We start from the raw sequence: 19,877 nt of genomic DNA on the forward strand, positions 1-19,877 counted from the left end.
TTTGCGGGACTGCCTTATTTTTTTGTGCTGTGAAGTGTCTGTGGAACGGAGGGAAGCCTAGCTATTGAATTGAAATACTAAACATCTTACGTAACCAAATAATATTATGGAAATATAAGGTGACCGACTGGAACAGCCGAGCGGAACAAAGGAAACGACCGGAGAGAGACCGATTGTTGGCCCGTGATGTTAGTAACGAAAATGTCAATTGAATTTATGTATTACCTGATATACTTTTTCTTTTAGCCAAATTAAAGCATTATAAAAAGAAGCTTAAAAGAAAAATTACGGGCACATGTTGCTAAGCAAAAGTGTTTTTTTTGAGCTTGATGAAGGTGTGGCAAATAAGATATAAAATATCGTTTTAATACCAAACGAAATAGGATGTTCATGTTTCAATAGGCAGGATACCTTTAAACTTGTATTTAAATAGAGCAAAAGGATAAGGATTGAAAAAAATATTTGTTTCTCTTAACAACACTTATGGAAATTTTATCAAGGTTTTATATTTTAATTTTATTTCTATATCATTTTTTAAACCAATAAAAAAATTATTCGATTTTAGTTAGGTTCTGAACTTTATCAAACATTCGTATTTATAGAATTTAATTTATAATGAATATACTATGTTTTATTCTAAAAGAGTGAATGCACAATTTTTCAAATAGTTAAAAATTATATCTTTCATCAGGACAGATAAAAAAACTACTGAACTATTGTAATTATCAGTACATTTTTTTAACACATTGGTTAGAATCCATGAAATAATGTATTTTGGACTAAATTTAGTTACAAGATAGATAAACAATAGTTGGTTTATAAATGGCTGTGTTTTTTTGTAATTAAACGGTTGGTATTCTTTAAATTGAAGATTTAAATGGATTAAAAAGAGCTGTGTAGTAACTGTTTTTGCTTTGCTTAATTTTGGAATTGTTTTTTATTTTTTTTATAAACTTTTATTCACTACAAAATTCTTTATTTTTACTCTATTTTACTACAAACACAAAACATAATTACAATCTTTTGTATCTAATTATCATAAAATAACTTATGCCATTACTATAATAAAAAATGAAAAAAAAATTTGATATCATAAATTTGCAAAAGGATTTTAATTCTATTTTATCTTTTTTATCTGAACTTTGTGAAGTTCCCCACTTATTCATATCTCTTGTTGGTGTTGAAGGGCAAATAATTAAAGCGGACATAGGTTTTGATTTTTTGACCATTCCTGGGAATATAGTAGCAATTAGCGAAGAAATTATACAACACAATAAAATTACTATTGTTAATAATAGCTTCATAGAGGAGTCGAAAGGTTTTAATTCTACCGATTTTTCTTATGATTTTTTTGCAGGGTTTCCAATATGCATAGATGAAAATATAGTTGTTGGAACACTTTGTATTATGGATAACCTGCCTAAAGAACTTTCTTCCATACAATTAAAATCGTTACACCAGGCCGTATTGCAAATTCAATCTTTATTAAAATTGCACGTTCAAAACAAGAAAATAAAAGCAAAAGTCCTACAAAGGAAAAATCAAGTTCAACAAATTATTAATAACTCAAATATAATTTTTTATGAAGCTAGTTTGGATGGAATAATTACAAAAGCTTCTAAAACTTGGACCCTACTTCTTGGACATGATTTGGACAAAGTTATAGGTAAAAAGTTCGCTGAATTTATTCATCCCGAAGACATAGAAAAATGCGAGTCTATTTTAAAGGCTTTAAGTCAAGGATACCAAGATAATGAAGAAACTCTGTACAGAATCTTACACCATGATGAATATTATGTATGGCATTCGTCCTATTTGAAATTTATCAAAAATGATGGAATAGAGTTTTATACAGGAAATTGTAGAGATATTACAGTACATATTGAAACACAACAAAAGCTTAAACAACAAAAAGAATTTTACGAAAAAATATTAGACAGAGTCCCAACAGATATTGCTGTTTTTGACCGCAATTATAAATATACCTACTTGAATCCTGCCGCAATTAAAGACGATGAATCGCGGAAATTTATTATAGGAAAAGATGATTTTGAATATGCAGAACATACCGGACGCGACAACGAATTTGCAAAAAACCGCCGTGCTAAATTTATGGAGGCTATAGAAAACAAAGGAGTTATTGAATGGGAAGATGCAATGCAGCATAAAAATGGAGAAACGACCTGTCACATCCGAAAATTTGCGCCTGTTTTTTTTGAAGATGGCTCTCTTGAAATGATGGTAGGTTCTGGGGTTGACATAACAGAGAGTAAAAAAATTCAAGATGAAATATTTAAAAGTAGACAGCTAACCAAGAGCATTATTCAGAATGTGGCTGTAGGAATTTCTATTCATAGTACAGAATACGAAATATTAGAAATCAACAAAGCATCGTGTGAAATGTTTGGATTTACCCGGGATCAACTTCTTGGTAAAACTCCTTTTGACAAGCATTGGAAAGTAATTCATGCAGATTGTTCAGAGTTCTTTCCTGAAGAGTACCCAGTAACTCAAGCCGTAAAACAATTGAAACCATTAAATAATATTATTATGGGTGTACATCGCCACATATATAATGATTTGATATGGTTATTGGTGGATGCAGTTCCTGTATTTGATGACTTTGGAAAATTCCTCTATGTAGTATGTTCCTATAGTGATATAACGTCACGGAAAATTGCGGAAGATTACTTACGAATCAGCAACGAACGTTTTGTGTATTCTAATAAAGCTACTTCTGAGGCAATATGGGATTGGGATTTTGTGACAGGCACTATATATATTGGAGAGGGTTTTTCAACTCTCTTTGGTCATAAATTTGATAATAATTACTTAGTTGCAGATAGAAATAAAACTTTTATTCATCCCGACGACAGAAAAAAAGTTTTCCAAAGTAGGGATAAAGCTTTAGAAAGCGAAATTGACGAATGGCATTCGGAGTACCGTTATCTAAAATCGGATGGTGATTATGCGTACGTAAAAGATGATGCCGTAATCATACGGAATGGCGAGGGGAAGGCTGTACGTGCGATAGGCACGGTGCAAGACATTACAAAAGAAAAAAGGCTAAAAGATGAATTAAAACAAAGCGAAGAGCAATTTAAAGGTGCTTTTGAACACTCGGCCGTAGGAATGGCCATTGTAAATATGGAAGGTTATTGGATAGAAGCTAATAATCGATTATGTGAAATATTAGGTTATTCTAAAGAAGAGTTTAAAATATTGACATTTGAAGAAATTACCTATTCTGAAGATTTAGAAGAGGATTTGGAAAATAAAAAAAAATTAGTTTCCGGAGAAGCGACTCATTTCAATATGGAAAAAAGATATATCCATAAAAACAAATCTTTAGTTTGGGTGCATTTATCTGTTTCTGTCGTAAGAAATAGTGCTGGTAAAATTCAACATTATATTCCACAAATTATTGATATCTCGGAAAGAAAAAGGATTGAAGAACAAAATAAATTGTTGACCGATGAAATTAACAGGAACAAAACCGTTCAGCTGAATGAAGCTAAAAACATGTACCGTCTTTTGGCGGATAATACAGACGATTTGGTTTGTTTACATAATATTAATGGCTTCTATAGTTATGTTTCACCATCAATTTATAAGCTTTTAGGTTATACACCCGAAGAATTATTAGGGAGGGTACCCAGCGAGTTTGTTCATCCCCAAGATAATAAAATCCTTAAAAATAGGCTAAAGGATATTATCAGCGAAAAAAAAAATATTTCATTTCAAGTTAGATTTAGAAATAAAGAAGGTAGCTATATTTGGTTTGAGAGTAAAGCAATTTTAATCAAAGAAAATGGCGTGCCATCAAGTTTTCGTTCCAGTAGCAGGGACATTACCCAAGAAAAAGAAGCCGAAAAAATCATTAAAGACACCTTAATTCAAGAGCAAGAATTAAATGAATTACGTACCAACTTAGTCTCTACTATTTCTCATGAATTTAGAACACCTATGACTACTATTCGGACGAGTGCCGAATTGATATCTATGTATTTAGAAGGTCATAATTTTGTAAATTCTATTAATATTGAAAAACGAGTAAATACCATAACCGAGCAAATTGATCGAATAGTTGAATTGATGAACGCCGTGTTGACAATTTCTAAGGAAGAATCAGGTAAAACAAATTTTAATCCAATTTTATTTGATTTAAAACAATTATGCCTTGATGTAATTGATTCGAGTTGTGATAATTATGATAAGAACAGAAAAGTACAAACCTCATTTGAAGGTAATTATTTTTATATATTTGCTGATAAGAACTTAATGGAATACTGTATTTTTAATATATTAAATAATGCTTTTAAATATTCAAGAGGATTAGGGGATATAATTTTTAGGGTTTTTGCCAGTCATGACACCATTGTTATTGAAATAATTGATTTTGGAATTGGAATTCCTGAACAAGATCAATCAAAATTATTTAACACTTTTTTTAGAGCCAGCAATACTAATGGTTTTCAAGGTACCGGTTTAGGACTTTACATTGTCAAGACCTTTGCCCAAAAAAATTCAGGAACTGTTCACATAGAGAGTCAATTAGGAAAAGGGACCAAAGTAACACTGAAATTTCCGTTAAAAAAATAATATATTTATGGCAAAAATATTGATTATTGATGATGAAGTAAAACTTAGGGAAAACATTTGCGAACTGCTTTTATTTGTTGGGTATGATGTTCTTGAAGCCCGAGACGGGATAGAAGGATTAGAGAAACTTGTTCAATTTAGACCGGATCTTATTATATGTGACATTATGATGCCATTACTTGATGGTTACGGCTTTATGGAAAAACAGCAGCTTTCTGATTATTCAAATATACCCGTTATATTCCTTTCTGCTAAACTTGATCAGAAAGATATAGAAAAAGGACTTGCTTTAGGGGTTAAAGAATTTTTCACTAAACCTTTTGTTTTCAAAGAATTAAAACAAAGTATAGAAAATTATTTATTATCTTATAAAAAGAGCCAATAAACAATTTAAATTTAAGTTTTTTTATTTCAAATATATTTATAAAAATAAATTCTCTATTTATTATATACAGTCTCTGAGTTTCTTACAATTAAATTATTTTTCACTCATTTTAGATATATCGCTATTTTTAAATTTTGTGGCAAAACTCTCAGCGTGGACACTATTCCTTTTTGAAATACTTATTTCTAAAAAGCTAAATTTACCTTTATTAATTAAAAGCTTATAAGTATAATTTTTTACTAAAAAAGTAATTACGATATAAATAAGGGTTATGTACAAAAAACTAAATGCAAAACTCATATTTATAGGGCTTAAAACCAATATATAAAATAAACTTGAAAATACTAACACTAAAATTGAGAATGTATAATCTCTATTTTTTATTACTCTCACATTCGAAATTTGGCTTAAAGAGATACTAATTCTGTGGTCGTTATTTTTAATAAATACTTTAGATTCAGAAAGTATTAGAAGTGAATTTTCCTCAACTATTTTTTCGATTTTACTTGGAATTGTAATGCTTTCATTCATGCTTTATAATTAGAATTAGAACTGAGAACTAAAAGCAGCTTACCCTACTAAAAATAGTTTAGTAATCTTTTCCCCAAAAGAAATTCGTTCAGGTAAGCCGCAAATAGTAAAAACCCTAAATTGTCAGGCTAAAATATATACTCTTAACAGGAAAAACTCTATTTTAATTTATAGTTTGAAAAAAAATACTTATAATTTATATTTCGGGTTATGTTTTTTTTTAATGAAGAGTGCTTCTGATTATTTGAATGTAACTATTTAAAATTTCTCACTTGTAGAGACGTTAGTTTTTGAATTTTCACATTAAAAATAATACTTTTAACATTAGTCACAGGTATAGTTAAAACGTTGTGCCTTAGTGCATTTATTTTTAGCTTCTCAAAATGTACTAATTTTGTTTTATGAAAATTAAAAGTACAAATCGTCACGAAGTTTTTCGATCTACGGTTCATATAGTTTGGTCTATAAATTGCCGACATGCCGTTTTAAAATGAGATATAGAGATGAGATGTAGAACTATTTTGATACAAATATGCGAAGGAAAAGTCCTTCGTGTTTTGAAAGATGTCACTTAAATAGGTCACATTCACATTGAATTTCTCCTTTTGACAATTGGTTTTTGGAATACTGAAAGTATCACTGTTGAAAAGGTATATGAATAATTGGAGCATGATAGAGAACAAGATGTCTCCAGTAATAATAGCTTTAAAATCAAAGACTAGTAATCGCACTGACTTTGTAGTTTGCTTAATAAACTATCGACTTTCAGTTTATAGTGGTTTGTTTTGTATAGTTATTATTTTATGTTTGAATGGATTTTATGAATTCACTGGGAGTTAATTTAAGATATGATTTAAAACTTGTTGAAAAATAAGAAAAGGAACTAAATCCCGTTTCGTCAACCAAGTATTGGATATTTTTTTCTCCTAATTGAATAAGTTTAACAGCAAAATCCAACCTAAATTCTCTAATATACTGACTTGTGTTTTTATTGGTCAGTTTTCTTACTCTTTTGTCCAATGTAGATTTACTAATAAAAAGAATATCCGAAAGTCCATCCATGTCGACTTTTGATTTTATGTTATTAATTAAAATTTCATTTAAAGAGGAAATAAAGTCTTTTTCGGATAACTTTATTGTAATTTTTGAATATGGATCAGGGCTGAATTTTTTTTCAATATTTTTTTTAAGATCGGCAAGGTTTTTAATTTTATAAATCAGTTCTTTTACTTTAAAAGGTTTCAAGATAAAATCATTCACGCCATTTTTTAACTGCGTAAATTTAACTTCATGGTCCATATTTGCAGTAATCATTATAAAAGGAGTCATATGAAATTTACTATTTCTACGAATTTTTAAAAACAATTCTCCGCCATTTATATGAGGCATCATCAAGTCACTAATGATGATATCGGGAACATTTTTATTTAAATAAACAAGTCCTTCAACACTATCTTTGAACCAATTTACTTCAAAACCACTCAACTCCAATAACTCTGAAATCGAGCTTCCTAGTGCTATGTCATCTTCAATTAATAGTATTTTTGTTTTTAGATGTATCATGATACAAAATTAGCTATTTACACTTTAACTTATAGCTGTTATATTTTAGATTATCAGTATATGTTTGTGTTTAAAGTTTAAATTAAAATACTTTTAGATATACTTTGTTATAAAAGGGTTCCATTACAAGATTGATTTATTAAAAAGCTTTCAGTGTAGTTTTATTTTACTACTGATTTTATTTTTTAATCGTAGAGCTGATAACTGAAAATCAGTACACAAAAAATCTTTTAAAATAATGGTTTCTATTTTAAATAATTAATTTAAAAAACGGAAATTCTTCTGTTGAGTTTTTATTATTCTTAATAAGCTATTGAAAGAAGTAAATATAGATTATGCAGTAAATTTTTATAAGAGACATCGGTTTAGATCATGAAATTGATTCGTACTAAATTTTAAATGATACAAATAGCATTTTAAGCCAAAGATAGTTATGGAGCTATAATAAAATTAATACTATGAAAAATAAAATACTATTTGTTGATGATGATCTAAATGTTAGAGAAACGATAACGGAACTTCTTGTTTATAAAGACTATGATGTTAGAACTGCTTCAAATGGACAAGTAGCATTAGAGGTATTAGAATATTGGATTCCAGATTTAATACTTTGCGATATTATTATGCCTATAATGGATGGTAATGTATTGCATGATATAATTAAGGATAATCATTCGTTAAGTTCAATTCCTTTCATTTTCTTAAGTGCTAAAAGTGAAAATTTTTTAATGCGTAAATGCTTGCTTGATGGCGCAGATGATTTTTTATCCAAACCATTTGAAATAGATGAATTATTAAAGGTTATCAAAACAAAAATTGAACGATTTGAAAAAATAAAGATGGCACATAATAATTTGTTTTCTGGCAATAAAAAATCATTTCTGCATGAAATAAATACACCTCTTAATGGAATATTAGGATTTACAAATGTTTTAATAAATAATGAAGTAAATTTAGAAGATAGCGAAATTCAAGAGGTTTATGAATGCCTAAAAATATCTGCGGAAAGATTGAACAGAACTATGCAAAATATAATTATTTATCAAAACTTAAAAAATAATAAACTTGAATTCAGAGTTACATCAAATTCAGAAATATTAAAAATATTTCTGAATGTAAAAGAAAAACTTCTTCATAATTACAAAAATCAAAAAACAAGGATCAGTTTTGAAGTTGATACAGCAAGTATAAAAATAAATGAAAATTATTTGCATTTTATACTTTTTGAATTAATCGATAATGCATTCAAATTTTCTGGTAATGGTAAAAAGATTGTTATAAGGGGTAAGTGTCATAGTGATGAATATTATGAATTGATTATTAAGGATTTTGGAATTGGATTTAGTGAAGACGAGTTAAAAAAAATTGGAGCGGGTCAACAATTTAATAGAGAGCAAAACGAACAGCAAGGATTGGGGTTGGGGCTTTTTCTATGTAAATTTATTATAAAACATACAAAAGGTGTCTTTTCTATTGTTTCTAATATAAATAAGGGTACGTCTATAAAATTATTTCTTCCAGTTAATAATTAACTGGTTCATAAATATTGGCTTAATGCAATATCTTAAAAAATTTGTAAGTTAAAGCTTGTGTTGTAGACTGATCATGCGGGTGAAGTTAGGACTTCCATATAACAAGTTTGAATTGATATGTGCAATTATTTTTCATCTATAATTTTTAAAATATTTATTATTTTAACTTAATCTTACTTTTTTTTAAGTAATACGTATTATTTTAGTTTTTATGTAGGCTATTTTTTTACTTTGAATAAATTGTTTAGTGATTTTGATAATATTAATTAAATTTTTACAATATGAATATAATTATTTCTAAAAATATTAGGACAATAAGGGAAATGAAAAATTTATCAAGGGAATATATGGCTGATGAATTAGGTATGACTGCAAGTGGTTATGGTAAAATTGAAAGAGGAGAAATTGAATTGACGATTAACAAAATTTCAAATATAGCTGCTATTTTTGAAATTTCGATTTCCGATTTATTATTTTTTGAAATATCCTCTTTTTTTAATAATAGTAGAGATAAAAGATTAGGGATAAATTCTAATTTAAACTCTTTAAAGACAAAGACAGTACACTAAACATAAATCAGATAATTTTCGGAAAGAAATATAAAAAAATTGGTTTTATACTGTCGGTGTTCTTTCATGAATAAAAATTTTTATTGAAACGAATTTCAATAAAATTTTGGAAGTATAGTATTTTTATAATATTTTGCAGTTTTTGTATTAGTTATTTTTGATTATTAAAGCAATTTTTATAAAATATAAAAAAAATAAATTAGCTTATTTTTAATTAATGATTCACTTTTAAAATGCAACCTAAAGATTCTAAAATTAAAACATAATAATTCTTAGTTACATCTTTGACAACCCCATATTGTTCACTAAATGGTCCGGAATTTAATTTTATTTTTTGACCTATTTGATATTCTACTACTGATATATCTGAAGTTTCATCTGCATTAAGCCATTCTTTAATTGTATTAATTTCTTTATCTTTTACAATAGCGTGTTTTCCTAGCCAAAACAAATATCTGATTACGCCTGGTGAGATAAATACCTTATTTCTATCTTTTTCTTCTAATTGTACGAATATATAATTATTGAACAAAGGCACTTCCACCTTCTTCTTCCTGTCGGCCCATTGATGTGTTTTTATAATCGTCGGGCAGTAACAATTTAATCCAAATTTATTTAATTGTTCAGCTATTCTTTTTTCCCATTTTGGTTTTGTGTATATAACGTACCAATTCATTTTTCTAATTTATTTTTATTAATTACATTTGAGTAAGCTGACTGCTCTGAGCTTCGGTTTTTTATTATGAGCCGATCGCTTGATAAATAAATCCTATCTTTTGTAGATCTAATTTATTAAGCAAGTTTCTGCCATCAAAAATGAAAGCAGGTTTTTCCATTGATTCATAAATTTTTAGCCAGTCATAGTAAATAAATTCATCCCATTCTGTAAGGATTGCGATTGCATGGGAGCCTTCACATGCATCATATGGATTATTACAAGTGGTTATTTTAGAAGCATTAGCTTTATACGATCTAGTTTCTAAATAATCTAAATCAGCTAAAATCTTTTTTCGATTCACTTTAGGATCATAAACCGAGATATTTGCCTGTTCGTTAAGTAGATCATCTGCGACATAAATTGCGGCTGATTCTCTGGTGTCATTCGTGTCTTTTTTGAATGCCCAACCTAGTAACGTGATTTTCTTGTCGGCAACTGTATTATAAAGTGTTTGCACAATCCTATTTGCAAATCTTTTTTTCTGATGGTCATTCATTATAATTACTTGTTCCCAATAATCTGCCACTTCATGTAAAGCATAGGATTTAGCAATATAAACCAAGTTTAAAATGTCTTTTTGAAAACAAGAACCACCAAATCCTACAGAGGCTTTAAGGAAATTTGAGCCAATTCGACTATCCATTCCTATTGCTCCAGCTACTTCGTGGATATCAGCACCTGTTTTTTCACAAAGTTCTGATAATGCATTGATTGAAGATATTCTTTGAGCCAAAAATGCATTAGCTGTTAATTTTGACAATTCTGATGACCATACGTTTGTTGTCAGTATTTTAATGGTTGGTATCCAATTGGCATATATCTCAACTAACGACTTTATCGCTTTTTGACCTTCGGGAGTGGTATCACCACCAATTAATATTCGATCTGGATTCAACAAATCGGAAACTGCTGTTCCTTCTGCTAGAAATTCTGGATTGGATAAGATTTGGAATTGCACTCCATTTCCTGTATTGTCGAGAATGTTCTTTATCGCCTCAGCAGTCCTTACTGGAAGTGTTGATTTTTCTACTACTATTTTATTGTCTTTGGCTACTCTTGCAATTTGTCTAGCGCATAATTCAATGTATTTTAAATCAGCAGCCATGCCTTTTCCTTTTCCATATGTTTTAGTTGGCGTATTCACTGAAATGAATATTATTTGGGCTTCTTCAATTGCTTTTTCCACATCAATTGAAAAAAACAAATTCCTACCTCTTGTTTCTCCAACAATTGTACTCAAGCCGGGTTCGTATATTGGAATATTGTCTATATTTTCGTCATTCCAGGCAGCAATTCGTTGTTCGTTTATATCTACCACTGTGACCTTAATGTGTGGACATTTTTGCGCAATAACAGCCATAGTTGGTCCACCAACATATCCGGCTCCAATGCAACATATTTTATTGATTTTCATTTTATTTTTTTTTTATTTTTTGTTGAAATGAAAGGATATTTCTTTTCGTTTTAGATAGTTTTATTAATGATAACTGTAACATCAATATTTTTAAATACATTCTATGTTATGGTTTAAATTGGCTTTTCATCCTTATTTAATTGTTTTAAATAAGTAAGTCTTTTTGTTGATTTTTAGATTGTAAAGCTAATATTTTATAAATAGTCAAGCTTCCTAATAAGTGAAGTAATCCTCCAGATTTAGGCTACATTACAATTAATATGGCGGGTCATTTCCCTTTAAAAGAGATAGTTTTGTCCTGTATTGATCAATGATGATATTGTTTATAATTATTTAAATTTTATTGTTTTTATTTTGATTGTATATTTTTCAACATCATAACTGATTGCATGTTATTTGATTGAAAAGTTAACTTTATTTTATTTTAAACAGTTAGAAAATGTAACTGTTGATGGGGTACCCTTATCCAATTTTGAAAATACCAAATTAGTTTTAGGGCGTTTTTTTTACTTAATAATTTACTACATATGAAAATAGGAATAACATTTAGCACTTTTGACTTGTTGCATGCCGGACACGTAAAAATGTTAGAAGAAGCTAGAGAGCATTGTGACTATTTAATTGTTGGTTTACAGACTGATCTTACTTTGGATCATTCTGATAAAAACAAACTGACCCAAAGTGTTGTTGAGCGCTACATTCAATTAAAGGCTTGTCGATTTGTAGATGAAATTGTTCCTTACGCCACAGAACAAGATTTAGAGGATATATTACAGTGTTTTCAAATTGATATACGTTTTGTCGGGGATGAGTATAAACAAAGAGATTTTACAGGTAGAGCGTATTGTGAAGAAAAAGGTATGGAGTTGTATTTTAATTCACATGACCATCGTTTTTCCACAAGCGGATTGCGCAGAGAAGTATTTCAAATAGAACTTTTTAAAGAAAATAATTAAAATTAAGCGGAATGGTTACACATGTTATTCTTACTGGCGGAATAGGGAGTAGGTTATGGCCTCTTTCTCGAAAAACTCAACCAAAACAATATTTAGAATTGTTTGATGGCAAGTCTCTTTTAGAGATGACTATTGCTCGAAATGCAAATGTTGCTGATAAGATCCTTATTGTTGGTAACACAGATAATCATAATCTTAGTGTTGAAGTGATGAAGAAATTTGCAGTTTCTCATTCTTATATTGTTGAGTCAACCCCAAGAAATACAGCTGCAGCCATTGCATTTGCTGCTTTTGAATCGAATCCAGATGATGTTTTAATTGTCACTCCGTCAGATCATATTATTGATGGGGAATTTTTTTACAAGAAATCATTGAATGAGGCTATTAAATTGGCTAATAAAAATTTTTTAGTCACTTTTGGAATTAAACCGACTAAACCAGAAACAGGTTATGGCTACATTGAGTTTGAAGGTGAAGATGTGTTGGCTTTTCATGAAAAACCCGATTTAGAAAAAGCAAATCATTTTTTAGAAAAGGGGAATTGTTACTGGAATAGTGGTCTTTTTTGCTTTAAAGCAGGATTATATTTAGCGGAACTTGAGAAACAAGAACCAGAAGTTTATAAACAATCCAAGAAAGTTTGGGATGCTAATATTGCAGGACTTCTTGATTACGATTTATCACTTCAAATTCCATCAATAAGTATTGATTATGCCGTAATGGAACGTAGTAAAAACATAAAAGTTGTACCGTCTGAATTTAATTGGTCTGATTTAGGTTCGTTTGAATCAGTTTATGATTATTTATTGCAAACAGGACATCCCGTTGATGCAAATGGAAATATAGTTATCGGATCTTCATTACATACTTCTTTTGTTGGTGTTAAAAATTGTCTTTTGGTACATACTCCGGATGCTTTTTTGGTATTACAAAAAGAGAATTCTCAAGAGGTAAAACAAGTTTATCAAAACTTGGAAATTATCAATTCCCCATTATTATAATACAAAAAGCACAATTTAAAAAAAGGCAATTTTAAATTAAAAGTTTTTATACATTTTATTACTACGAATTAAAGTCAATTTATAAATCAAAAAGTTATTCATGGGGATTAATTACAATACAATTATTTACATCGCTGGGCATAATGGTATGGTAGGTAGCGCGATATGGCGTACACTATCAGCAAAAGGATATGTCAATTTAATAGGTGCTAGTAGTAAGGAATTGGATCTTAGAAATCAACAAGCCGTCCGAGACTTTATCCGGAAGACAAAACCAGATGTGATTATAGATGCTGCTGCAAAAGTGGGTGGTATTTTGGCCAATAACAATTTTCCATATCAATTTTTGATGGAAAATATGCAAATTCAAAACAATCTTATTGATACAGCACACCGTTTGGGGATTGATAAATTTATCTTTTTAGGCAGTTCTTGTATTTATCCAAAATTAGCTCCCCAACCTTTGAAGGAAGAGTATTTGCTTACAGAGCCATTGGAGCCGACTAACGAATGGTATGCTTTGGCTAAAATTACCGGAGTAAAAGCCTGTGAAGCTTTACGGAATCAATTTGATAAGGATTTTGTGAGTTTGATGCCTACCAATTTATATGGAACCCATGACAATTTCGATTTAAATAGTTCTCATGTTTTGCCTGCTATGATTCGCAAATTCCATGAAGCTAAACTGAATAATCATGCCGTTGTCGTTTTGTGGGGAAGTGGCACACCCTTGCGCGAATTTCTATTTGTAGATGATATGGCAGCAGCCGTTGTTTTTGCCTTAGAGAATACACTTCCTGAATCTCTGTATAATGTAGGTAGTGGAACCGATTTAACGATTAAAGAATTGGCATTAATGATCCAAAGAATTATTGAACACCAAGGAGAAATTATATGGGACGATACGAAGCCAGACGGTACGCCCCGAAAATTAATGGATGTTTCTAAAATGCATGCCTTAGGATGGAAGCATCAAACCAATCTCGAAGAAGGAATTAAGAAAACCTATAGTTGGTTTTTAGATAATACAGACAAGTTTAAAGAATTAAAAATGTAAAAATCGGTTAGCCGTATAATTAATTAACCGAATTAACTTTTCATATAAAATATCAAATAACGAAGCAATATGAGTACACAAATGAAAGTAGCCTTTATAACAGGAGTAACTGGGCAAGATGGAGCCTACCTTAGTGAATTTTTATTAAAAAAGGGATATATCGTTCATGGTTTGAAAAGACGTACCTCATTATTCAATACCGATCGTATTGATCACTTATACCAGGATCCTCATATTGATAACCGCAATTTCTTTTTGCATTATGGTGATATGACCGATAGTACCAACTTGATTCGTTTGATTCAGGAGATACAACCTGACGAAATCTACAATTTAGCTGCAATGAGTCATGTAGCTGTGTCTTTTGAAACACCTGAATATACTGGTAATGCCGATGGTTTGGGTACACTACGTATCTTAGATGCAGTTCGCTTATTAGGTTTGGAGCAAAAGACGCGTATTTATCAAGCTTCAACTTCAGAGCTGTATGGTAAAGTACAAGAAGTTCCACAATCAGAAACTACACCATTTTATCCACGTTCTCCATATGGAGTTGCAAAAATGTACGCATTTTGGATTACGGTAAACTATAGAGAGGCTTATGGAATGTATGCCTGTAATGGTATTTTGTTCAACCATGAATCACCCATTCGTGGGGAAACTTTCGTGACTCGTAAAATTACCAGAGCCACATCTAAAATTGCACTAGGATTACAAGATAAAATGTATTTAGGAAATTTGGATGCCAAACGCGACTGGGGTCATGCCAAAGATTATGTGCGCATGATGTGGATGATTTTGCAGGCTGATGAAGCAGAAGACTGGGTAATTGCTACAGGGACAACTACTCCAGTACGTGAATTTGTGCGTATGAGTTTTGCCGAAGTAGGGATTGTATTGGAATTCAAAGGTGAAGGAATTGAAGAAAGAGGGTATGTAAAAGCTTGTAACAATCCTGAATACCAATTGGAAATAGGAAAAGAAGTATTGGCTGTTGATCCTAAATATTTCCGTCCAACGGAAGTTGATTTGCTAATTGGGGATCCTACCAAAGCGAAAACCAAATTAGGTTGGGAATGCAAATATGATCTGCAAGCCTTAGTGAAAGATATGATGCAATCGGACTTGAAGTTGATGCAGAAAGATCAGTATCTTATTGATGGAGGGTATAGCGTTCTAAATTATTTCGAGTAAAAATAGATTGTCATCTAATAATAGATATAATTATTACTGTACTTAGTGATTAAGCATATTAGTTAATCACTAAGTACTCAATAAATGTTGTTTATTGCTTATCTGAAAACATCTTTTTTTATAATAAACAAAATATGGTTTATGTTCCATAAGCATTTTTGATTCTATGATAAAAAGTAGTCGGGCACTGGTGATTTAGAAATTGAATTTTAAATACAGAAAAACGTGAATAATATATTAATTATTGGACTAAAAATTTTAAGAAAAAGTCATGGTATTTTTTTTGATAGATCACAAAATAGAAAACCGGAGTGCATAGAGGGTGCAGATTTGGCGTCCTATGTTGTTTATGATTCCTTAATGAATGATCAACCTTGTATGATAGCAGGTTTTAGAAATACGGAGTTAAACTGTTTGGTAAACTACATAGGGGTAAAAGATCATGGTAAAGACTATTTAAAATATATACAAGGAAAAACACAATCGTGGTGGTGGGATAATACTACAATCAATCAATTGCAACAATTTGGCGGTTTCTTTCCTGAACAAAACAATAAAATAGAACAATTTTGTGAGTTGATGGTACAGGATATTCCTGAAGTAAATATATTATCCTCGAGGTTTCCACACGAACGTTTGTTCGATAAAGAATTAATGAACTGCGAAAAAATAAAATTTGAATTATTAAATCCTTACTTCACTACATTGCCATGGACAATGGCTTTAAAGGGAAAAAAAGTGTTGGTTGTTCACCCATTAGTTGACACAATAGAAAAACAATATCTGAAAAGAGATTTGTTATTTAAAAATGATTTGTTACCAGAGTTTGAAATGCAAATCCTGCAAGCTTCAGTGAGTATTGCAGAGAATTTAATGTTATATAAAGATTGGTTTGAAGTTCTTGATTATATGAAAACTGAAATTGATAAGCAGGAGTATGATATTTGTTTAATAGGTGGTTGTGGTGCATATGGATTTCCATTAGCAGCACATGTAAAGCGTATGGGAAAGAAGTCAATAGAATTAGGAGGCAGTCTTCAGCTGTTGTTTGGTATTTGGGATGAGTTTGGAGGTGATTTCAATTATAATTTAAACTATCATTATGCTCAACTAGTCAACGAACATTGGATAAAAACTAGGAATGGAAGAAATATAACAGGATGATTCATTTGAATTAATGAACTTTTCCAAACCACTTAGGGTGAATCTCAGCTTCAATAAACCAATAAAAAAACAACAATTACTATGCAAGCAGCTCATCGCGTAGCGAGAAATACAGGTATTTTGTATGCCCGTATGGCAATTACGATGTTCATTTCTTTGTATGCTACCAGACTTTTATTGGTTGCCTTAGTGAAAGATATGATGTAATTTGACTTAAAATTGATGCAAAAAGATTAATGTTTAAAAAATAGTGGGTACTCGGCGCTGAATTTTTTCGAGTAGAGAACAGCTGAATAGTTTAGAAAAAGGTTAACTGTTAATCGATAGTTAATCAATCTAACCAATGACCGCTTTCGCTATTTAAAAAAGATCTGTATTTAATAGATATCGACTTACAGTGTATATGCAATAGGAGTATGGGATTAGTAGTTAAAAATAAATTTTAATAGCAGAGAATTGAAACAGACAATCCAAAAAGTTTACAATAAAGTTGGGGTTAAAAGTGATCGTACTAAGAACATTACAAAACATGTTCTGGTGTCGTTCATTTATAAAGGTGGAAGTATAATAACTTCTTTTCTTTTAGTACCCCTTACTATCAGTTTTCTAGATACCGAAAACTACGGAATATGGCTGACAGTGAGTTCATTTATAGGTTGGTTTTCTTTTTTTGATATTGGTTTAGGAAATGGTTTGCGTAACAAATTTGCAGAAGCCAAAGCTAAAGATGATTTAACTCTTGCCAAAGCTTATGTAAGCTCAGCCTATTATACAATAGCTAGTATTTGTTTACTGCTTATTATTGTATTTTTTGGACTAAATTATTTTATAGATTGGACACGTGTTTTTAATGCTAATGCAGGAATGCAAAATGATTTAGGTATTTTAATGCCAATAATTTTTTCTTTTTTTTGTTTGCAATTGGTAGTGAAACTAATAACAACCATCTATACAGCCGACCAACAACATTCGATGCAGGGTAAGATCACCTTTTATAGCTCTGCCTTATCCTTACTATCTATTTGGCTAATGACCCATTTTGCAAAAAGTTCTTTACTGATTTTTGGAACTATTTTTTCTGCATTACCGGTATTGGTTTTAATTGGCTTAAATATATTTGCATTTTCCAATAGATATAAACAATATAGTCCTTCCCTTATTTTATGGAAAAAAAAACATTTAAAAGATATTTTTGGATTGGGAATGAAATTTTTTATACTTCAATTTTGTGGAATAGTACTCTATACGTCTGATAACCTGATTATTTCAAAATTATTTTCTCCTGCTGCTGTAGTACCTTATAATATCGTCTTTAAATATTTTAGTATCGTTTCTATGGGTTTTTCTATAATTATAGCACCTTATTGGTCAACTATTACTGAAGCGACTCAGAAAAATGATTGGGAATGGATAAAAAATGCTATGGATAATCTGCTTAAACTTGTTTTGCTAACTATTGTAGTTATAATATTAATGATGATATTTTCTAATTCGATATTTTTATTATGGATTGGAACTAAAGTGACAATTCCAACTTCATTGACACTATTTATAGGTTTGTTTTTTATTATTAATACAATTATATCCCCATTTACAGCTTTTTTAAACGGTACTGGGAAAATAAGATTGCAAGTTATACAAGCAGTAATATCTGCTGTAATTAACATTCCACTTTCAATTTATTTGGCAATTAATTTAGGTATGGGATCAAAAGGTGTTATTTTAGCTACAATAATTTGTTCGATACCAGGATTAATATTAGCACCCCTACAGTACTATAAAATTATTAATAAACGAGCTGTAGGTATTTTCAGCAGTTAATTGTTCTTATAATATTAAAAATTTGAAGAGCACCAAAAGAAGAAGGTGCTTGATATTAGTAAATTAAAAAAAACATGAAAGTACTTTGGATAACAAATGATGTTATAGAATCATTTTACCCATTTGTTGAGGGAAAGCCAACAAAAGGTGGATCATGGGTAGAATCGCTTTATTTTGCCTTGAATAAATATAGTTCAATTGAGCTAGGTATTTTAACTCCTGTATTGGATGGAAATATACAGAAAATAATTCAGAATAATATAATCTATTATACTATTCCGATTAACAAAAAATCAAAAAAAAACTATTTATCAAAAGAATTATCGGAACATTATTTAGCTCAAATCTATGATTTTGAACCGGACATTATTCATATACATGGAACCGAATTAAATTTTGGATTGATTGCAAAATTAGTACCATTATTGCCTGTTGTTTGTTCTATTCAGGGAATAATTAGTTGTTATATGCCCTATTTAAAAAGTAGTGTTGCTAACATAGACATTAACCGTTTCAAATCACTTAAAAATTGGTTATTTTATGGAGGTGTAAATGGTTTTTATACTAATTGGAATAAATATTCAATTATTGAAAAAGAAATTTATAAAAATAATAAGTATTTTATAGGTCGAACCAACTGGGATAGAGCACAATTAAAAGCATTAAATCCAAATGCACATTATTTTCATGGCGAAGAATTGCTAAGAAATGCTTTTTATAAAACACAATGGGATTTACTAACCTGTAAAAGAGAAACTATTTTTTTTAGTTCTGCAGCCTATTCTGTAAAGGGATTGCATGTGCTTTTAAAGGCGGTTAACCTTTTAAAGACAAAATACCCTAATATTCTAGTAAATGTACCTTTGTCACAAATAAAAAACAAACTTACTTTAAGAGAACGATTTTTTGGTGAAGATTATACTATTTATTTAGGATACTTAATTAGGAAATTTAACTTAGAAAAGAACATCAATTTTTTCAAAAGATTGAATGCGCAAGCAATGGCAGAGCAATATAAATCTAACCATATCTTTGTTTTGGCATCCTTTATAGAAAACAGTCCAAATTCATTAGGGGAATCTATGCTAGTAGGATGTCCCACAATTACTTCTTTTGTTGGAGGTATTGGATCAATTGTTAAAGATGAAGAAAGTACTCTAATGTTTCCAAGTGGGGATAGTAATTTTTTAGCATATCAGATCGATAGAATGTTTTCTAACGATGAGTTAGCTCAGAAACTTTCTGTTAATGCCAAAAAAATAGCAGAAAAGAGGCATCACATAAAAGGAGCTTCTTCCCAATATCAAAACATTTATGAAAATATTGTATATAATAATCGCATTTAATTAAAATCTGTTTAAAAAAAACTA

16 protein-coding genes are annotated in these 19,877 nt (G+C 30.0%); 12 read left to right on the forward strand and 4 right to left on the reverse strand.

Annotated elements, in window-relative coordinates; all coding sequences use genetic code 11:
- The first annotated feature begins 1,071 nt into the window (after nucleotides 1–1,071).
- The gene (locus E0F76_RS14820) at nucleotides 1,072–4,602 is read left to right on the forward strand and encodes a PAS domain-containing protein (protein WP_132007773.1); all 3,531 of its coding nucleotides are present in this window, start codon (nucleotides 1,072–1,074) and stop codon (nucleotides 4,600–4,602) included.
- Between the two features lie 7 nt (nucleotides 4,603–4,609).
- Nucleotides 4,610–4,987 carry a response regulator gene (locus E0F76_RS14825; protein ID WP_132007776.1) on the forward strand — a complete coding sequence of 126 codons (378 nt, stop codon included), beginning with the start codon at nucleotides 4,610–4,612 and terminating at the stop codon, nucleotides 4,985–4,987.
- A gap of 93 nt (nucleotides 4,988–5,080) precedes the next feature.
- Here E0F76_RS14825 and E0F76_RS14830 read toward each other — a convergent pair whose 3' ends face one another.
- Nucleotides 5,081–5,518, reverse strand: a complete 438-nt coding sequence (locus E0F76_RS14830; RefSeq protein ID WP_132007779.1) for a hypothetical protein — start codon at nucleotides 5,516–5,518, stop codon at nucleotides 5,081–5,083.
- Between the two features lie 801 nt (nucleotides 5,519–6,319).
- Nucleotides 6,320–7,081, reverse strand: coding sequence for a response regulator (locus tag E0F76_RS14835; protein ID WP_132007782.1), 762 nt, complete (start codon nucleotides 7,079–7,081; stop codon nucleotides 6,320–6,322).
- A 458-nt stretch (nucleotides 7,082–7,539) separates the two neighbouring features.
- Here E0F76_RS14835 and E0F76_RS14840 point away from each other — a divergent pair, with 458 nt between their 5' ends.
- Nucleotides 7,540–8,613: an ATP-binding response regulator gene (locus E0F76_RS14840; RefSeq protein ID WP_132007785.1), complete on the forward strand. Its 1,074-nt coding sequence runs from the start codon at nucleotides 7,540–7,542 to the stop codon at nucleotides 8,611–8,613.
- 281 nt (nucleotides 8,614–8,894) lie between these two features.
- Nucleotides 8,895–9,182 (forward strand): helix-turn-helix domain-containing protein, encoded by a 288-nt coding sequence (locus E0F76_RS14845; protein ID WP_132007788.1) that lies wholly within the window; start codon nucleotides 8,895–8,897, stop codon nucleotides 9,180–9,182.
- A 214-nt stretch (nucleotides 9,183–9,396) separates the two neighbouring features.
- On the opposite strand, the gene E0F76_RS14850 is transcribed toward E0F76_RS14845, so the two are convergent.
- Both E0F76_RS14850 and E0F76_RS14855 read right to left on the reverse strand, forming a co-directional pair.
- The gene (locus tag E0F76_RS14850; RefSeq protein WP_132007791.1) at nucleotides 9,397–9,858 is read right to left on the reverse strand and encodes a UpxY family transcription antiterminator; all 462 of its coding nucleotides are present in this window, start codon (nucleotides 9,856–9,858) and stop codon (nucleotides 9,397–9,399) included.
- 64 nt (nucleotides 9,859–9,922) lie between these two features.
- Nucleotides 9,923–11,314, reverse strand: a complete 1,392-nt coding sequence (locus tag E0F76_RS14855) for a nucleotide sugar dehydrogenase (RefSeq protein ID WP_132007794.1) — start codon at nucleotides 11,312–11,314, stop codon at nucleotides 9,923–9,925.
- Nucleotides 11,315–11,841: 527 nt separating this feature from the next.
- Here E0F76_RS14855 and E0F76_RS14860 point away from each other — a divergent pair.
- The 8 genes from E0F76_RS14860 to E0F76_RS14890 all read left to right on the forward strand — a co-directional run bounded on the left by E0F76_RS14860 (nucleotide 11,842) and on the right by E0F76_RS14890 (nucleotide 19,853).
- Nucleotides 11,842–12,270 (forward strand): adenylyltransferase/cytidyltransferase family protein, encoded by a 429-nt coding sequence (locus E0F76_RS14860; RefSeq protein WP_132007797.1) that lies wholly within the window; start codon nucleotides 11,842–11,844, stop codon nucleotides 12,268–12,270.
- A gap of 11 nt (nucleotides 12,271–12,281) precedes the next feature.
- Nucleotides 12,282–13,271 carry a mannose-1-phosphate guanylyltransferase gene (locus E0F76_RS14865; protein WP_132007800.1) on the forward strand — a complete coding sequence of 330 codons (990 nt, stop codon included), beginning with the start codon at nucleotides 12,282–12,284 and terminating at the stop codon, nucleotides 13,269–13,271.
- Nucleotides 13,272–13,371: 100 nt separating this feature from the next.
- A complete protein-coding gene (locus E0F76_RS14870) occupies nucleotides 13,372–14,328 on the forward strand; it encodes a GDP-L-fucose synthase family protein (protein WP_165932716.1) in 957 nt (318 codons plus the stop codon).
- Nucleotides 14,329–14,409: 81 nt separating this feature from the next.
- On the forward strand, nucleotides 14,410–15,522 hold the full coding sequence (gene gmd / locus E0F76_RS14875; protein ID WP_132007924.1) for a GDP-mannose 4,6-dehydratase: 1,113 nt from the start codon (nucleotides 14,410–14,412) through the stop codon (nucleotides 15,520–15,522).
- A 225-nt stretch (nucleotides 15,523–15,747) separates the two neighbouring features.
- Nucleotides 15,748–16,686, forward strand: a complete 939-nt coding sequence (locus E0F76_RS14880) for a hypothetical protein (protein WP_132007803.1) — start codon at nucleotides 15,748–15,750, stop codon at nucleotides 16,684–16,686.
- Between the two features lie 81 nt (nucleotides 16,687–16,767).
- Nucleotides 16,768–16,893 carry a hypothetical protein gene (locus E0F76_RS19910; protein ID WP_281275289.1) on the forward strand — a complete coding sequence of 42 codons (126 nt, stop codon included), beginning with the start codon at nucleotides 16,768–16,770 and terminating at the stop codon, nucleotides 16,891–16,893.
- 249 nt (nucleotides 16,894–17,142) lie between these two features.
- Nucleotides 17,143–18,507, forward strand: a complete 1,365-nt coding sequence (locus tag E0F76_RS14885) for a lipopolysaccharide biosynthesis protein (RefSeq protein ID WP_165932717.1) — start codon at nucleotides 17,143–17,145, stop codon at nucleotides 18,505–18,507.
- Nucleotides 18,508–18,581: 74 nt separating this feature from the next.
- Nucleotides 18,582–19,853 carry a glycosyltransferase family 4 protein gene (locus E0F76_RS14890; protein WP_132007809.1) on the forward strand — a complete coding sequence of 424 codons (1,272 nt, stop codon included), beginning with the start codon at nucleotides 18,582–18,584 and terminating at the stop codon, nucleotides 19,851–19,853.
- The last annotated feature ends 24 nt before the right edge of the window (nucleotides 19,854–19,877 follow it).

Origin of the sequence: Flavobacterium cellulosilyticum, from assembly GCF_004349355.1 — a bacterium.
GTDB classification, from domain to species: domain Bacteria; phylum Bacteroidota; class Bacteroidia; order Flavobacteriales; family Flavobacteriaceae; genus Flavobacterium; species Flavobacterium cellulosilyticum.

Bases quoted from the DNA above. Each gene is read 5' to 3' on its own strand.
- E0F76_RS14820 (WP_132007773.1), top strand. From the start codon at position 1,072: ATGAAAAAAAAATTTGATATCATAAATTTGCAAAAGGATTTTAATTCT.
- E0F76_RS14825 (WP_132007776.1), top strand. From the start codon at position 4,610: ATGGCAAAAATATTGATTATTGATGATGAAGTAAAACTTAGGGAAAAC.
- E0F76_RS14830 (WP_132007779.1), bottom strand. From the start codon at position 5,518: ATGAATGAAAGCATTACAATTCCAAGTAAAATCGAAAAAATAGTTGAG.
- E0F76_RS14835 (WP_132007782.1), bottom strand. From the start codon at position 7,081: ATGATACATCTAAAAACAAAAATACTATTAATTGAAGATGACATAGCA.
- E0F76_RS14840 (WP_132007785.1), top strand. From the start codon at position 7,540: ATGAAAAATAAAATACTATTTGTTGATGATGATCTAAATGTTAGAGAA.
- E0F76_RS14845 (WP_132007788.1), top strand. From the start codon at position 8,895: ATGAATATAATTATTTCTAAAAATATTAGGACAATAAGGGAAATGAAA.
- E0F76_RS14850 (WP_132007791.1), bottom strand. From the start codon at position 9,858: ATGAATTGGTACGTTATATACACAAAACCAAAATGGGAAAAAAGAATA.
- E0F76_RS14855 (WP_132007794.1), bottom strand. From the start codon at position 11,314: ATGAAAATCAATAAAATATGTTGCATTGGAGCCGGATATGTTGGTGGA.
- E0F76_RS14860 (WP_132007797.1), top strand. From the start codon at position 11,842: ATGAAAATAGGAATAACATTTAGCACTTTTGACTTGTTGCATGCCGGA.
- E0F76_RS14865 (WP_132007800.1), top strand. From the start codon at position 12,282: ATGGTTACACATGTTATTCTTACTGGCGGAATAGGGAGTAGGTTATGG.
- E0F76_RS14870 (WP_165932716.1), top strand. From the start codon at position 13,372: ATGGGGATTAATTACAATACAATTATTTACATCGCTGGGCATAATGGT.
- gmd (WP_132007924.1), top strand. From the start codon at position 14,410: ATGAAAGTAGCCTTTATAACAGGAGTAACTGGGCAAGATGGAGCCTAC.
- E0F76_RS19910 (WP_281275289.1), top strand. From the start codon at position 16,768: ATGCAAGCAGCTCATCGCGTAGCGAGAAATACAGGTATTTTGTATGCC.
- E0F76_RS14890 (WP_132007809.1), top strand. From the start codon at position 18,582: ATGAAAGTACTTTGGATAACAAATGATGTTATAGAATCATTTTACCCA.